This window comes from Roseateles sp. (assembly GCF_965229315.1).
GTDB lineage: Bacteria > Pseudomonadota > Gammaproteobacteria > Burkholderiales > Burkholderiaceae_C > Pelomonas.
Genome location: NZ_CBDDJA010000001.1, coordinates 711,659 through 724,397, shown reverse-complemented (window position 1 = coordinate 724,397; position 12,739 = coordinate 711,659). Strand labels below are relative to the sequence as shown.

At 71.2% G+C, this 12,739-nt stretch carries 14 protein-coding genes; 10 read left to right on the top strand and 4 right to left on the bottom strand.

Annotated elements, in window-relative coordinates:
* Position 1: 1 nt before the first annotated feature.
* Positions 2-325: a hypothetical protein gene (locus ACO07H_RS03390; RefSeq protein ID WP_422011117.1), complete on the bottom strand. Its 324-nt coding sequence runs from the start codon at positions 323-325 to the stop codon at positions 2-4.
* Positions 326-466: 141 nt separating this feature from the next.
* Here ACO07H_RS03390 and ACO07H_RS03385 point away from each other — a divergent pair, with 141 nt between their 5' ends.
* Together ACO07H_RS03385 and ACO07H_RS03380 are read left to right on the top strand one after the other, a co-directional pair.
* Positions 467-847, top strand: coding sequence for a cupin domain-containing protein (locus ACO07H_RS03385; protein WP_422011115.1), 381 nt, complete (start codon positions 467-469; stop codon positions 845-847).
* Between the two features lie 74 nt (positions 848-921).
* On the top strand, positions 922-2,070 hold the full coding sequence (locus tag ACO07H_RS03380) for an MBL fold metallo-hydrolase (RefSeq protein ID WP_422011113.1): 1,149 nt from the start codon (positions 922-924) through the stop codon (positions 2,068-2,070).
* A gap of 6 nt (positions 2,071-2,076) precedes the next feature.
* On the opposite strand, the gene ACO07H_RS03375 is transcribed toward ACO07H_RS03380, so the two are convergent.
* Together ACO07H_RS03375 and ACO07H_RS03370 are read right to left on the bottom strand one after the other, a co-directional pair.
* On the bottom strand, positions 2,077-2,538 hold the full coding sequence (locus ACO07H_RS03375; protein ID WP_422011111.1) for a VOC family protein: 462 nt from the start codon (positions 2,536-2,538) through the stop codon (positions 2,077-2,079).
* 213 nt (positions 2,539-2,751) lie between these two features.
* On the bottom strand, positions 2,752-3,009 hold the full coding sequence (locus tag ACO07H_RS03370) for a dihydrofolate reductase family protein (RefSeq protein WP_422011109.1): 258 nt from the start codon (positions 3,007-3,009) through the stop codon (positions 2,752-2,754).
* 247 nt (positions 3,010-3,256) lie between these two features.
* Between ACO07H_RS03370 and ACO07H_RS03365 the strand changes: the two genes are divergently transcribed.
* From ACO07H_RS03365 to ACO07H_RS03340, 6 genes are all read left to right on the top strand, one after another.
* Positions 3,257-4,336, top strand: a complete 1,080-nt coding sequence (locus tag ACO07H_RS03365; RefSeq protein WP_422011107.1) for a hypothetical protein — start codon at positions 3,257-3,259, stop codon at positions 4,334-4,336.
* Positions 4,337-4,738: 402 nt separating this feature from the next.
* A complete protein-coding gene (locus ACO07H_RS03360; RefSeq protein WP_422011105.1) occupies positions 4,739-4,987 on the top strand; it encodes a hypothetical protein in 249 nt (82 codons plus the stop codon).
* A gap of 13 nt (positions 4,988-5,000) precedes the next feature.
* Complete coding sequence (locus ACO07H_RS03355) at positions 5,001-5,780, top strand: S1 family peptidase (RefSeq protein WP_422011103.1); 780 nt, start codon at positions 5,001-5,003, stop codon at positions 5,778-5,780.
* A gap of 76 nt (positions 5,781-5,856) precedes the next feature.
* On the top strand, positions 5,857-8,115 hold the full coding sequence (locus tag ACO07H_RS03350; protein WP_422011101.1) for a helicase-related protein: 2,259 nt from the start codon (positions 5,857-5,859) through the stop codon (positions 8,113-8,115).
* Positions 8,116-8,154: 39 nt separating this feature from the next.
* Positions 8,155-8,622 (top strand): DUF4124 domain-containing protein, encoded by a 468-nt coding sequence (locus ACO07H_RS03345; RefSeq protein ID WP_422011099.1) that lies wholly within the window; start codon positions 8,155-8,157, stop codon positions 8,620-8,622.
* A 78-nt stretch (positions 8,623-8,700) separates the two neighbouring features.
* Positions 8,701-9,396, top strand: coding sequence for a hypothetical protein (locus ACO07H_RS03340; protein ID WP_422011097.1), 696 nt, complete (start codon positions 8,701-8,703; stop codon positions 9,394-9,396).
* 9 nt (positions 9,397-9,405) lie between these two features.
* Here ACO07H_RS03340 and ACO07H_RS03335 read toward each other — a convergent pair whose 3' ends face one another.
* Positions 9,406-10,434 carry an NAD-dependent epimerase/dehydratase family protein gene (locus ACO07H_RS03335; protein WP_422011095.1) on the bottom strand — a complete coding sequence of 343 codons (1,029 nt, stop codon included), beginning with the start codon at positions 10,432-10,434 and terminating at the stop codon, positions 9,406-9,408.
* A 120-nt stretch (positions 10,435-10,554) separates the two neighbouring features.
* Between ACO07H_RS03335 and ACO07H_RS03330 the strand changes: the two genes are divergently transcribed.
* On the top strand, positions 10,555-11,985 hold the full coding sequence (locus tag ACO07H_RS03330; protein WP_422011093.1) for a peptide MFS transporter: 1,431 nt from the start codon (positions 10,555-10,557) through the stop codon (positions 11,983-11,985).
* Positions 11,986-11,995: 10 nt separating this feature from the next.
* Positions 11,996-12,664: a glutathione S-transferase family protein gene (locus ACO07H_RS03325; RefSeq protein WP_422011091.1), complete on the top strand. Its 669-nt coding sequence runs from the start codon at positions 11,996-11,998 to the stop codon at positions 12,662-12,664.
* Positions 12,665-12,739 lie beyond the last annotated feature (75 nt).

Genomic DNA, 12,739 nt, shown 5'->3' with positions numbered 1-12,739 from the left:
ATCACGCCCCGCGCACGCGGTCCAGCAGCTCGCGCATGGCCAACTCGGACTCCACCGCCCGGCCCAGCGGCATGCGGCACAGGCCGGCGTGGCCGTACTGCAGGTTCTCGTAGATCTCGGCGCTGGCGGGCAGGTGGTCCAGCAGCCCATCGAGCGCCGGGTGGCCCTGGTGGGTGCGCAGTTCGGCGGTGATCTTGCCGACCAGCACCTGGTACTGATGGGGGTCGGCCGCGCCGCCCTGCCCGTCGAGCGCCTGCAGCAATTGCGCAAAGCGAACCAGGGGCATCAGCTCGGACGGGACGGTGATCTTGACGACGGGTTGCACTTGCGGACTCCAGAGGAACTACGCTGCCACACGTGCTGGCTACGGGCGGCATTTCAAGCCCCCCGCGGTGCCTGCCGCGGTGACAGCTGCCCGCGCCGTGCACACTGCACGGACCCCATGACTTCACGCCGAGGCCGCCTCATGAAGTTCTTGCCCGACGAGACCTACGCTTTGCTGGACGCCAGCGGCGGCATCCGCCCGCAGCCCGGCGGGCCCGCCTTCTGGGCGCAGCCCCAGGACGCACTCGACGCGCTGGGCCGCGGCTGGCTGGTGTCGGAATTCGTCTGCGACGCCGACTGGGGCAGCTGGGAGATGCATCCCAACGGCGACGAGTTCGTCTACCTGCTGGACGGCGACATCGAGTTCCACCTGGAACAAGCCGAAGGCCTGGTGACGCAACGCATCGAGGGCCGCGGCGCCGTCGTCGTGCCGCGCGGCGTGTGGCACACGGCCAAGGTGTTCCGGCCCAGCCGCATGTTCTTCCTGACGCTGGGCGCCGGCACGGAACATCGGCCGGCCTGAGGCCGGATCAAAACGGGCTTGAAAGCCGGCGCGGCGCTACCACCTGCGGGAGCCCGCCCCTGCGTCCCCCTTCGATGAAATCTCTCGGCAAACGCGCCACCGGCCTCCGTCTCGAACGCATGCGGGCCTCGCCGCGCTACCGGGTGACCGACACCGGCGAGGGCTTCCACAACGTCCACCCCATCCAGCCCGGCCTGCGCGACCGCACGGAGCGGCCGTCGCTGGGCGACTTCCTGTGCCCGGACGACCGCCGCAAGCCGGCCGGCCCGCTGCCGTCGGTGAACCCGCTGGACGCCTGGCTCAAGCCCGCGGGCACCGGCCTGCGCGCGACCTGGCTTGGCCACTCCACGGTGATGATCGAGATCGACGGCCTGCGCGTGCTGACCGATCCGGTCTGGGGCCAGCGCGCGTCGCCCTCGCAATTGGCCGGCCCGAAGCGCTTCCAGCCCGTGCCGCTGGCGCTCAAAGGCCTGCCCAGGCTGGATGCCGTCGTCATCTCGCACGACCACTACGACCACCTGGACATCGGCACCATCCAGGAGCTGGTGAAGCTGCAGGCCGTGCCCTTCATCACGTCGCTGGGCGTGGGCGCCCACCTGCAGGCCTGGGGTGTCCCCCCTGAGCGCATCGTCGAGCTGGACTGGTGGGAGCACTGGCAGGCGCCGGGCGCCGAACTGCGCATCCATGCCGCGCCATCGCAGCATTTCTCGGGCCGGTCGCTGAAGGACCGCAACGCGACGCTGTGGTCGTCCATGGTCATCGAGACGCCGCAGCACCGCGTGTTCTTCAGCGGCGACACCGGCCTGACGAGCGAGTACACGTCCATCCGCGAACGGCTCGGCCCGTTCGACCTCGTCATGCTGGAGGTGGGCGCCTTCCACCCGTCGTGGGGCGACATCCACCTCGGGCCCGAGAACGCGCTGAAGGCCTGCCAGCTGCTCGGCGGCGGCGCCTTTTTGCCGGTGCACTGGGGGACGTTCTCCTTGGCGCTGCACGACTGGGACGAGCCGGCCGAGACGCTGCTGGCGTTGGGGCCGAAGCAGGGCGCCCAACTGCTGATGCCGCGGCTGGGCGAGGCGGTGGAGCCTGCCCATGGCGAGCCGGTGACGCCGTGGTGGCGAGCGGCGGATGCGCCTGGGCCGGCGCGTCAACAGCCGGAAGAGCCGGAAGAGCCGGCGGAGACGGCGCAGCTGCCCAAAGGTGTGCCCTGGCCGCTGGATTGAGCGGGGTCAGCCCGGCTCAGTGACCCCACCCCAGTCCGCCGGGTCCACATCCGCCACCGTCTGCGTGAACACCCACGCATGGCCCGCAAGGTCGCGCGCGCCGTATTGGCGCTCGCCATACGGGTGGGTCGTCGGCGCACCGGCGACCACGGCGCCGGCGGCAACGGCACGCGCATGGTGGGCGTCGATGTCCGCCACGCGCACCATGACCGAATGTGCGGCGAAGCAGCCGGGCGGTACCTCGCCCTGCCTGGCGACCAGCGCGCCGCCGCCCGGCACGGTCAACTGCACGCGGTGTCCGCCGATGCGCAGCCGCACTTCGAAGCCGAATGCGCGGCACAGCCAGTCGGCCGCCGTGTCGACGTCCGGGTAGGCCAGCTCGGGCAGCAGAACCGCCTCGGGGATGGAACGGTTGGGCGGCAACGCCGCGGCCGGGTTGGGGTAGCTGACGATCAGCGCCAGCGGCACGCCGCCGACCTGCCGGATGCGGGCCGATGGCCGCGCCGGGGTGCAGCACCCGCTTGCGGAACTCCATCGCCCGCGGCTGCGGCACGGCGTCGCTGATCCGGCAGGCGGTGGACATGCCGATCGCACCGTGCGGCGGCGCCTCGTCGACCTGCGTGTCGGCTTCGCGGATGACCTGCATGGCGCGACGTGTCGTCATTCGGGGAGCGCGCTGCGCTATTTGCCTTGACCCGCCTCAAGGAGGGGCAGGCCGGCTTCGGTCGGGATGTCGATGCGCCTGCCGCGCAGCGGGTTCGCATCGCCCTGCGCCTGCATCACCTCCCAGGTCCTGCGCCCCATGACGAAGGTGTCGAACTGCGCGTACAGCGCGTCGAAGTCGATGCCCTTGTCGTCCACGATCCAGTCGTAGCCGCCATCGGGGTCGGCAATGAAGCCGTCCAGGCTGCACGCCACGTTGTAGCGAAGCCGGCGCATCGCTCAGGCCCTCGGGCGCCGAGGCCCGCCGTCGGATGTCGTGAACGGCGCCGGCACGGCGCGCAACGTGCCGCCGCGACCGGGCGTGTGGAAGGTCGTGATGCCGGTCATACGGCGGCATTCTGCACAAACAGCCCCCGGCGTCAGCCGCCGCCTGCCTCGTCAATCGGGTGGACGCGCTGGCCGCGGTGCCGGCGTTAGCCTGCGGGATCGACATGGCGGCCCGGGCCGCCGAGAGGATGACGCCATGGCACCCCATCGTTTGATCCGCTTGAGCCGCCTGAGCCGTTCGAGCGCGCTGCTGCTTGCCATCGCCATGCCGGCCACCGCACTCGCAGCGGCCGATTGCGGCGTGCCGGGCACGATGAAGATCAAGACGCCCGACGGCCAGTCGACCATGCAGGCGGCCACGCGCGTGTTCGCCGATGGCTCCATCGCCGTGCGGGCGCGACTGGCCGTCAACCCGGACGGCGCGACGGCCTCGTACACGGTCGGCGACGGCGGCTTCACCTACATCGCCAACGGGCTGGACCGCTGGCAGGGCGGCGCCACCCGCAGTTGCCAGTCGGGCGGCTGCCGGGCCGATTTCCTGCAGACCGAACGCCAGGGCTTCGGCCCGGGCTCGCCGGCGTTCTGCGTCTACGCGCTGGAGGTCGAGCCCCTCGCGGCGGGCGGCAGCATCACGTCCTGCGGGCCGGGCAAGGCCGTCGTCGGCAACGGGCTGGGGCGGCCGCGGCTCGGGCCGGAGGTCGACGGCATGTCGGGCCAGCCGGTGAAGACCTATGTGTCCACCACGTCCCTGCGGCACGTCGTCGACGGCAAGCCGCGTTACCTGGACTCCGCGGCGCTGCCGATTGCCGTCACGCCGCAGCGCGACCTGCTGGGCAAGGTGGCGTGGGTCGGCGGCCGGGGCATGCAGCCGACGCTGGCGCTCATCGGCGATACCGGTCCGGCGTTCGGCGAGGGGTCCATCGCGCTGCACCAGCTGCTGCGCTGGGGCGCGGTGGCGCCGCAAAAGCCCGGCCCCATCCCGCTGGACCAGCGCTGCGGTGCCGACGAGCTGGCCCTGCGCGAGCCGTTCCGCACCTTCCCCGACGCCACCGGCGACCGCTGCCGCGCCGGCCACACGGCCACGTCGCGCGCCGACGTGCGCGCCTACGTCGGCATCGACACACCGCTGGACTTCGTCGTGCTGGGCCGGGCCGCGCTGCTCAAGCCGGTCACGTCCGTTATCCCGTCCGAAGTCTCGCCGCGGGCCTTGCAGGATGCCGCGTCCGGCTATGCCGCGCAGGACATCCAGCGCATGCTGGCCTGCCTGCCGCAGTAGCGCGGGCGCACCCGGCACACCGACGCACCAGGGGGCGGGACCCCCGCCCTACAATGGCTCTTCTCCCGTCGCGTATCTGCTCAACGGCGCGACATCGGGGGCTGGACACCGGCGCACACCTTCCTCGCGCCTCCAGGCCTGTCGGCTCCCGCCGGCCTGCCCAGGTCGTCATCCTCCTTCAAGCGGCGAGCCCCAACCCGGACCTGCTCGGCTGTCGAGCCGGCCCACACCCGCGGTGCCACGGCTCGTCGCTTGCTGCCGTCGCTCCTGCGAGGCTGTCCTCGCCGGGGTCGAACGGCCGGTGCCCCGGCCGGGGCACACATCTTGCACGCCCTTGCACGATCTCGCACGACCCACGCACGCGCGCCCCGCGCCGTGTGCATTGCCGAACTGGAGAGTTCCATGACCCCACCTGCCACGCCGTCCACCCCGACACGACGCGACGTCCTTCGCGACGAGCTGCTGGCCACCGTCGACCTGCTCAAGCGCCGCCGCGCGAGCGAGATCGACGCCGGCTACATCGACGACTACGTCGCCCTGCACTGGATGGAATGGCAAGGCGGCTCGCTGCAGCTCACGACCACCGGCGAGAACATGTGCAAGCACCTGGCGTCGCTGCTGGGCCGCAGCAGCATGCGCCCTGCCTTTTGAGCGCGCAGCCGCCATGACCGCGGTCGACCCGCTGCTGCTGGCCACCGTGCGCCTGGGCACCTTCGCGGGCAAACGGGGGCTGACCAGCGCCAGCGGCTTCTTCTTCCGCCGCGACGAGCGGCTGTACCTGGTCAGCAGCCGCCACGTCTTCATCGACGAGGCGAGCGGCCACCACCCGGACCGCCTGGAGATCGAGCTGCACGCCGATGCGCAGAACCTCACCGACTCCATCGGCCTGTCGGTGCTGCTCTACCGCGACGGCCTGGCCAACTGGCGCCAGGGCCAGGACGACGGCGGCGACATCGACGTGGCGGTGCTGGAGATCGAGGCCGACGCCCTGCCGGCAGCCGTCGCGCTGGCCGCGTTCACGCCGGACAGCCTGCCCGGCGCGGGCGACGAGGTGCTGATCGGCCAGCCGCTGCTGATCCCGGGCTTCCCGCTGGGCTTCCACGACGGGCTGCACCACTTCCCGGTCGTGCGCCAGGGCATCGTCGCGTCGCCCTACGGCTGGCGCTTCCAGGGCATGGGCTGGTTCCTGACCGATGCGCGCACGCACCGCGGCATCAGCGGCGCGCCGGTGGTGGTGCGCGCGCCCGGCCGCAAGCCGATGCCGTGGATGCTGCTGGGCGTGCACTCCTCGCGCTTCGACGTGGGCCACCGCGACCTGAAGACCGACGAGTCGCTGGGCCTGAATGCCGCGTGGTATCCGGACATCGTGCTGACGCTGACCGAGCCGGCGCCGCCCACCGAGGCCGCAGCGGAAGACGCACCCCGCGCCGCCACGGTGGATTGAACCCGGCGTGCGCACCGGCGACCCGCCCGACGACGGCGCCGGCGGGGCCATCGCGCGGCTGTGTTCCACTTCCGTCGTGAAGTCCCCCTCTCCCGATTCCAGGCCGCCCGCGCCGGCCTTCCCGCTCCCGCAGCCCCGCCACGCCGCCCGGCTGCCTGCCAGCCTCGCCCCCGAAGACTGGGCGCGCATCCGCCACGCGGCCTATGCGCTGCCGCAGGTGCTGGTGCCGGCCGATTTCGACCACGGCAGCGACGAGTCGCTGGACCGCCTGGGCTGCATCCAGGTCTCCAAGGCCGCCGGCGGCGGCCGGCCCAGCCGCTGGCTGCTGCCGCGGCACATCCCGTTCGCGCTGGCGCAGCTCGACGCGACGCCGCTGCAGGGGCGGGGCGACGCGCCGCAGGGTGGCCCGTCCACCAGCTCGCTGCGCGCGCAGATGCAGCAGCGCCTGCAGCAGCTCGAAAGCCTGGGCCTGCGCCGCGAGGGCCTGGTGTTCACGCGGCTGTGCGTGCAGCCCGTGGCGCTGGCGCACGCCGGCTGGCGCATCGAGCTGTCGCACCGCGTGCCGGTGCCCGAGGAACCCGTCTGGGCGTTCTTCCGCGACGGCGACGCGGCCGCGCTGCGCCAGGCGCTGGGCCAGGCGCCCGAGTACTCGTACACGGCCGAGCTGGCGCTGCACCTGAACCACCTCGTCGCACGCAGCGAGGCCATGGGGGACGCCACCCAGCTCGCATCGCTGCTGCCGCGGCTGCAGGCCGAGTGCGGCGTGCCCATGCCGTTCCATGACCTGAAGGCGGCGCTGACGCGCGCCCAGGACCGCTGGGAGCAGCAGGTCGAGGAGCTGAGCACGCTGGCCAGCCTGGGCCGCGAACTGGCCTTCCAGGGCTACCCGGACAGCTTCGACACCGCGCGCAAGCTGGGCCGCAAGGTCACGCTGTACCTGGGCCCGCCCAACAGCGGCAAGACGTACGCCGCCTTCGAGCGGCTGGCGCAGGCGCTGGACGGCGCCTACCTGGCGCCGCTGCGGCTGCTGGCCCTCGAAGGCCGCGACCGCCTCGTCGGCCGCGGCGTGCCGTGCTCGCTGCTGACCGGCGAGGAAAGCGTGCCGGCCAACGGCGCGCGCGTGGTGAGCAGCACCATCGAGATGGTCAACACGCGCGACGTGGTGGACGTGGCCGTCATCGACGAAGCGCAGATGATCTTCGACGACTCGCGCGGCTGGGCATGGACGCAGGCCATCGTCGGCGTGCCGGCGCGCGAACTCATCATCATCGCCTCGGCCTACGCGGCGCCCGCCATCGAGCGGCTGCTGCAACTGTGCGGCGAGAAGCCCGAGCGGCGCGTGTTCGAGCGCAAGCAGCATGTGCAACTGATGCCCGCGCCCGTGCCCATGACGCACCTGCTGGCGGGCGACGCCGTGGTGGCCTTCAGCCGCCGCGACGTGCTGATGCTGCGCGACCAGATCGCGCAGACCGGCCACGCGGTGAGCGTCATCTACGGTGCGCTGCCGCCCGAGGTGCGCCGCCGCGAGGCCGAGCGCTTCGCCGTCGGCGCCAGCGACGTGCTGGTGGCGACGGACGCCATCGGCATGGGCCTGAACCTGCCCATCCGCCGCGTGCTGTTCTCGACGCTGACCAAGTTCGACGGCGTCGGCGACCGCGAGCTGTCGGTCAGCGAGGTGCACCAGATCGCCGGCCGCGCGGGCCGCTACGGCATGCACGACGAGGGGTTTGTGAGCGTGCTGAAGGAGGCCGAGGCCGACGCGATGAAGACGCTGCGCGAGCTGCTGCCCAAGGAGCCGCGCGCGCCGCGCGACTTCAAGTGCCCGGTGGCGCCCAACTGGCGGCATGTGCAGACCATCTCGGCCCGGCTGGGCGTCAACAGCCTGCACCAGGTGCTGACCGTCTTCATGCAGCAGCTGCGCCTGGACGACGCGCACTTCGAAGTGGCCGAGCTGGAGCAGATGCTGGGCCTGGCCGAGATGCTGGACCGCAACGCCGGCTCGCTGCCGCTGCAGGAGCGATTCCGCTACGCGCAGGCGCCGGTGGACGACCGCCTGCCGCAGGTCGTCGAGCAGTTCCAGTCCTGGGCCGCCAGCCACGCCCGCACCGGCAAGGCCGGCACGCCGTGGTTCCTGGACGATGTCGACGAACACAGCCGCCTGGACCGCATGGAGCAGGCGCTGCGCCAATGCACGCTGTGGCTGTGGCTGGACCTGCGCTTCCCCGAGGTGTTCGGGCATGTCGAGGCGGTCATCGACCTGCGCTCGCGGTTGAACGACGGGATCGAAAGGCACCTGAAGGGGAAGAAGCCGTTGTGGCAGAGAAGGGGGCGTTAGCCCTCGGTAGCATGTGCGGTCTTCGGCCGGAGATCGTTCATGAAGCTGCTGTCGCTGCTTGCTCTGCTGCTTTGCACCACCGTCGCCATTGCGCAGACCTTGCCCCAGGCCAGCCGTACGGTCTACAAGTGTGAGGAGGGTGGCAAGGTCAACTACTCCGACTCGCCCTGCCTGGGGGCGAAAAAAGTGGCAGTCGAACCGACCCGCGGACTGAACAAGTCGAGCGGTCGGGAGCTGCAAGGATCGGACGTTCGTAACGAGCGTTTCCGCGAAGGCATGGCCGAGGCCATCAAGCCCTTGACGGGCATGAACGCCCAGCAGGTCGATCAGTTCGGGCGCCGACAGCGGTTGAGCCCTGAGGCCCAGCGGCAATGTCGAGGTTTGGACCAGCAAATTCCCATGGCCGAAGCGGCCGAGGCGGCAGCCAAGGCCGATCCCGAACTGAAGGCGGCCCAGAAACGGCTGTTTGAACTGCGCGCGGCTTACCGCAAGCAAAGCTGCGACTGAAGCCTTCCGCGAAGGCGCCGGGTCCGCGGAAGCAACGTTCCGCGACCCTGCTGTTTACTTCCGCAGCGCCTGGCAAGAATGCCTGACAACGCAACGCCGGTGTCACGCACCATGCCCGCTTTCAACCGCTCGCAACATCACGCCACGAGGCCCGGCCTGCGCCTGGCGATCAGCCTCATCCTTGTGCTGCAGGCGCTGTGTCCGGCCGCGGTCAAGGCCGGGGGTGTCGACGCAGCCGGGCGGGTGATCCCGCTGTCGAACGGCCTGAACGTTCTGTCGCTGACTGCGGCGCCGATGCCGGCACAAGCCTTTCTGGCGCACCGGGACAACGCCAACGCCCATGGCTTCGACGTGCTCACGATCTACATCGAGGCGCCCACCGGGCCGGGCTCCAAACCGCAATGGCAGCTCGTGCCGGTTTTCGATGCCCGCGACGAAAAGCGCCAAGGCCTGCCACGCGGCGAACACCTCACGCTGAACGTGTCGGGCGGCGCGGATTGCCTGCTGCATGATGTCCGGCTGCTGGCACCCACGGCGAACGCCGATGCCACGCTGATCCTCGCGGACCGTGAGCTGGGGGACAGTTTCGCCAGCCCGGCGCCGGTCACGTTCCGCTTCTTCGAACTCAAAAAGAACAGCGAGGGCATGCCGGGTCGGCCGGTGTACTACTTCGAGTTCGCGCAGGAGCGCAGGGCGGCGAAGGCGTACTGCGACGTCGGCGACGCGTTGCAGGCGGAAATCGGCGCAGGGCCTGATCGGCCAGACGAGCGGTGAATCAGCGGCTCAGCGCTTCAGCACGCCCAGCGCGATCAAATCCCTCGCCGTCGCCACGATGGCTTCCCGCGGCGGCCTCGGCACCCAGCCCAGCACGTCACGCGCATGCGTCGCATCCTGGTGCCGCAACGTCCCCAGTTCGCTGGCCACCGTGCGCAGCGTCGGGCTGACCCTGGCCAGCAGCCGCACGGCCCAGTCGGGCATCTGCAGCGTGGGCACCTTGCGCGCCTGCTCGCCCAGCTCCGCGCGCAGGATGGCCGCGACCTCGCGCAGCCACAGGAAGCCGCCGCAGGCGATGAAGCGCTCGCCGGCCATGCCGGGCGCGGTCAGCGCGCGCCAGTGCAGCTCGGCCACGTCGCGCACGTCGACGATGCCGAAGCCGATGTGGGGCAGCGCCGGGATGCGGCCCTCCAGCAGGCTGCGCACGATGACCACGCTGGCCGAATAGTCCGCACTGGCCACGGGCCCGAGCACGACGGACGGGTTGACCGTGCAGAACTCAAGCCTGCCGCCTTCGCGCGCCACCCAGTCGCGCGCGGCACGCTCCGCGAGGGTCTTGGACTGGATGTAGGCGGGGACGCCGGGCGTCTCCAGCCGCGTCCAGTCGCTCTCGTCGAAATGGTGCTCGCCCGGGCCATGGCCATAGGCGATGGCCGCGACGGAGGACGTCATCACGAAGCGCTGCACGCCGGCATCGCGCGCGGCGCGCAGCGCCCGCAGCGCACCGTCGCGCGCCGGCACGATCAGCTCGTTGGCGTCGCGCGCCACGCCCGCCGGCAGCGGCGAGGCGAGGTGGGCGACATGGCTGCAGCCGGCCGCGGCCTCGGCCCAGCCGGCGTCGGCCAGCAGGTCGGCGGCAAAGCAGCGCAGCTGCTCGTCGCCCGGCGCCACACCCAGCCGCTGGCGCAGCCCCGGCTCGCGCTTCAGGTCGCGCACGGTGGTGTGCACCTGCCAGCCGGCGGCCAGCAGCTGGCGGATCAGCACGCCGGCGATGTAGCCGCTGCCGCCGGTGACGAGGATGCGCGGGCTGGATGTCATGTGGCGCATTGTGTCCGTGGGTAAAGCCCCCATGACTGCCGGCACCCGCGGGCGACTGCGAATTGCCACCCGCACCGCGGCAGTGGACAGTCGCGGCTTTGCAGATTTCCGGGACTCCTCTTGACCTCCGCCACCCTCTCCGCAGGCGACGATGCCGCCGCCGCCCGCGCCCGCCATGACCGCGCCTTCCTGGGCCACCCCGCCGGCCTGGGCTGGCTGTCCTTCTGCGAGCTGTGGGAGCGCTTCAGCTACTACGGCATGCAGGCGCTGCTGGTGCTGTACCTGGGCAACTACCTGTTCATGCCCGAGAACATCGGCCAGGTGGCCGGCATGGATGCGCTGCGCCGCGCCATCGAGAACGTCACCGGCTCGCGCTCGCCGCAGCAGCTGGCGTCGGCGGTGTTCGGCCTGTACGTGGGCCTCGTCTACCTGACGCCCATCTTCGGCGGGCTGATCGCCGACCGCTGGCTGGGCCGCACCCGGACCGTCGTCATCGGCGCGCTGCTGATGGCCGCCGGCCACTTCCTGATGGCGTTCGAGGTGCTGCTGCTGCCCGCGCTGGGCTGCCTGCTGCTGGGCGTGGGCGCGTTCAAGGGCAACATCGCCGCGCAGGTGGGCGACCTGTACGCGCCGGGCGACAAGCGCCGGGCGAGCGCCTTCCAGATCTTCATGCTGGCGGTGCAGATCGCCGTCATCGCGGCGCCCATCGTCTGCGGCACGCTGGGCGAGCGGGTGGGCTGGCACTGGGGCTTCGGCTCGGCCGGCGTGGGCATGCTGATCGGCCTGTTCGTCTACCTGGCCGGCCGGCGCTGGCTGCCGCCGGAGGCACCCCGCGGCGCCGCCAAGGCCGCGGCGGCGCCACTCCCGCCTGAATCCCGAATTGGCCGCCGCGGCCTGCTGCAGGTCGCGCTGCTGGTGGCCATCCTGCCGGTGCTGATGCTGTCCATCGTCGGCAACCAGCAATACAACAACGGCTTCCCGCTGTGGTCGCAGCAGCACATGGACATGAACGTGGGCAGCTTCACCGTGCCGGTGACCTGGCTGCAGGCCGTGGATGCGCTGCTGAGCACCAGCACCATGCTGGCCGCGCTGGCCTTCTGGCGCTGGTGGGCCACGCGCAGGCGCGAGCCGGACGAGATCACCAAGATGGCGCTGGGCTGCTTCATCGCCGCCGGTGCGCCGGCGCTGCTGATGATCCCGGCGCTGGCCATCGAGGCCAATGGCGCGCGCATCAGCATCCTGTGGTCGTTCGCCTACGCCTTCGTCAACAACATCGGCTTCGCCAACATCCTGCCGGTGGGCCTGGCGCTGTACTCGCGCGTCGCGCCGCGCGGCTTCCAGGGCGTGATGCTGGGCATCTACTACCTGCACCTGTTCCTGGGCAACATCTTCGTCGGCTGGCTGGCCGGCCTGCTGGAGGTGATGCAAGGCTCCCACTTCTGGGCGCTGCACGCGGTGCTGGTGGCCTGTGCCGGCGCGGGGCTGCTGGTGGTGAAGCTGGTGTTCGGCACCCTGCTGGCGCCGGACGCGGACGGCGCGAAGCCAGCCTAGACTCGCCCGCATGATCACCGTCCACCACCTGAACAACTCCCGTTCGCAGCGCGTGCTGTGGCTGCTTGAAGAACTGGGCCTGCCCTACGAGGTCAAGCGCTACGAGCGCGATGCCAAGACCTCGCTCGCGCCGCCCGAGCTGCGGCAGGTCCATCCGCTGGGCAAGAGCCCCGTCATCACCGACGGCGCGCTGACCGTGGCGGAGAGCGGCGCCATCCTGGAGTACCTGGTGGACCGCTACGGCCAGGGGCGGCTGAAGCCCACGGGCGAGCAGGACCTGCTGCACTACCGCTACTTCATGCACTTCGCCGAGGGCTCGGCCATGCCGCCGCTGGTGATGAAGCTGGTGTTCAACAAGATCAAGCGCACGCCCATGCCCTTCTTCGTCAAGCCCATCGCCAAGGGCATCGCCGACAAGGTGCTGGCCGGCTTCGTGCAGCCCAACATCGACGCGCAGCTGAAGTTCCTCGACGGCGAGCTGGCCGCGCGGCCGTGGTTCGCCGGTGCCGAGTTCACGGCGGCGGACGTGCAGATGAGCTTCCCCGTCGAGGCCGCTGCCGCGCGCGGCGGAAACCTGAGCAGCTACCCCAAGCTGGCCGACTTCCTGGCCCGCATCCACGCGCGCCCGGCGTACCAGAAGGCACTGCAGCGCGGCGGGCCTTACAGCCTGATGAGCTGAGCCACACGCCTACACTGGCCGCGGTTGCCATCGCGCAGCCACCCCCGTCTTGCCCCGCCGGCCTGTCGCCCGGCC

Coding starts and splice junctions, on each gene's coding strand:
- ACO07H_RS03385 (WP_422011115.1), top strand. CDS start 467: ATGAAGTTCTTGCCCGACGAGACCTACGCTTTGCTGGACGCCAGCGGC.
- ACO07H_RS03380 (WP_422011113.1), top strand. CDS start 922: ATGAAATCTCTCGGCAAACGCGCCACCGGCCTCCGTCTCGAACGCATG.
- ACO07H_RS03370 (WP_422011109.1), bottom strand. CDS start 3,009: ATGCGCCGGCTTCGCTACAACGTGGCGTGCAGCCTGGACGGCTTCATT.
- ACO07H_RS03365 (WP_422011107.1), top strand. CDS start 3,257: ATGGCACCCCATCGTTTGATCCGCTTGAGCCGCCTGAGCCGTTCGAGC.
- ACO07H_RS03360 (WP_422011105.1), top strand. CDS start 4,739: ATGACCCCACCTGCCACGCCGTCCACCCCGACACGACGCGACGTCCTT.
- ACO07H_RS03355 (WP_422011103.1), top strand. CDS start 5,001: ATGACCGCGGTCGACCCGCTGCTGCTGGCCACCGTGCGCCTGGGCACC.
- ACO07H_RS03345 (WP_422011099.1), top strand. CDS start 8,155: ATGAAGCTGCTGTCGCTGCTTGCTCTGCTGCTTTGCACCACCGTCGCC.
- ACO07H_RS03340 (WP_422011097.1), top strand. CDS start 8,701: ATGCCTGACAACGCAACGCCGGTGTCACGCACCATGCCCGCTTTCAAC.
- ACO07H_RS03335 (WP_422011095.1), bottom strand. CDS start 10,434: ATGACATCCAGCCCGCGCATCCTCGTCACCGGCGGCAGCGGCTACATC.
- ACO07H_RS03325 (WP_422011091.1), top strand. CDS start 11,996: ATGATCACCGTCCACCACCTGAACAACTCCCGTTCGCAGCGCGTGCTG.